This is a genomic window from Dietzia sp. SYD-A1, from assembly GCF_015356725.1.
Taxonomy (GTDB): domain Bacteria; phylum Actinomycetota; class Actinomycetes; order Mycobacteriales; family Mycobacteriaceae; genus Dietzia.
The window spans coordinates 1-1404 of sequence record NZ_JADDKI010000405.1; the positions used below are offsets into that span (position 1 = coordinate 1).

Annotated in this window: 1 protein-coding gene and 1 pseudogene; one reads left to right on the forward strand and one right to left on the reverse strand. The window is 74.9% G+C overall.

Translation table 11 applies throughout. The annotated features are described in order from the left end of the window. A partial coding sequence (locus tag IY392_RS14735) for a D-alanyl-D-alanine carboxypeptidase family protein (protein WP_194861615.1) occupies positions 1-1144 on the forward strand: 1144 nt, incomplete at its 5' end. 28 nt (positions 1145-1172) lie between these two features. On the opposite strand, the pseudogene IY392_RS14740 reads toward IY392_RS14735, so the two are convergent. Further along, positions 1173-1404, reverse strand: a pseudogene (locus IY392_RS14740) (TetR/AcrR family transcriptional regulator); the annotation flags it as partial.

Genomic DNA, 1404 nt, shown 5'->3' on the forward strand with positions numbered 1-1404 from the left:
GCCCGGCCAGACCTCTCCCGCACCTCCCCCGGTCCCGGAGTCCCCGCCGGGCGGCGATGCCCTGGCAGGCTGCGAGGTCGTGGCGCCGGACGGGTTCGAGGTGCCCCGCGACGTCACCGCCAGCGCGTGGATGATCTCGGACCTGGACACCGGAGAGGTGGTGGCCGCGCAGGATCCCCACGGTCGGTACCGCCCGGCCAGCCTCATCAAGACCCTCCTCGCCACGGTGGCCCTGGACGCCCTCGACGCCGACCGGGTCGTCACGGTGACCGACGAGGATCTCCGGGGCGCCGAGGGCAGCCTCGTGGGGATCGGCCCGGGCGGCCAGTACTCGGTGGACCGCCTGGTGCGGGGCCTGCTCATGTCGTCGGGTAACGACGCCGCCCTCGTGCTCGCGCGGCGGATGGGCGGGGTCGATGCGACGCTGGAGGCGATGAACGCCCACGCGGCCGGATTGGGTGCCGTCGGTACCCACGCCGCCACCGTGAACGGCCTGGACGGGCCGGGCATGATGTCGACGGCGTACGACCTGTCGTTGATCTTCCGCGACGCCATGACCCGCCCGGCGTTCGCCCGCATCGTGGCCACGCAGATGTCCGGGTTCCCCGGGTACCCGGCGGGTGAGGGCGCGGGCGCACCCGATCCGGCCGCCGCGCCACCGCAGTCCGGCCCGACCCTCCGGGGGGACGGGGTCGCGGTCAACCCCGGGTTCGTGCTGGCGAACGACAATCAGCTGCTCTACAACTACCCGGGGGCGATCGGCGGCAAGACCGGCTTCACCGATGACGCCCGGCACACGTTCATCGGTGCGGCCGAGCGGGACGGGCGACGCCTGGTGGTGGTCCTCCTCGACGGCACCCGCGTGCCCGCGTCACCGTGGGAACAGGCGGCGCGACTGCTCGACGCCGGGTTCGACACCGACGGCTCCGTGGGGCACCTGGTGACGGGTCCCCCGATCGAGCCGGGAGCGGGGACCGAGCACCTGGCCTCCGGGCCGCTCGGGGCCGTGGGTCCCGGCGATCAGCGCAGCCCGACCACCGCACCCGGGTCCGTGCTCTCGAGGAACGGTCCGTGGCTCGCCGTGGTCGCGGCCGTGGTGGTCGTGGCGGCGGGCGCGGTGATGGCGATGCGGTCCCGCCGCTGATCAGACGCCCCGCCGAGGGGGACACCGATCACCCGGACACCGTGCCGGCTCCTGCGAGGATGATCCGCAGGCGGCCGGTGCACTCGTCGGCGGCCGCGCGGGGGTCGAGTCCCACCGCCACCTCCACGACGAGTCGCAGCAGGACGACGACGACGAGGTCGGCCGCGACGTCGACCGCGCTCCCGTCCGCGCCCGACAGCGTCTCGAGCCGACCCAGCGCGATCCCCACCCGTCGGCGCGCGGCGTCGACGGCCGCCGAG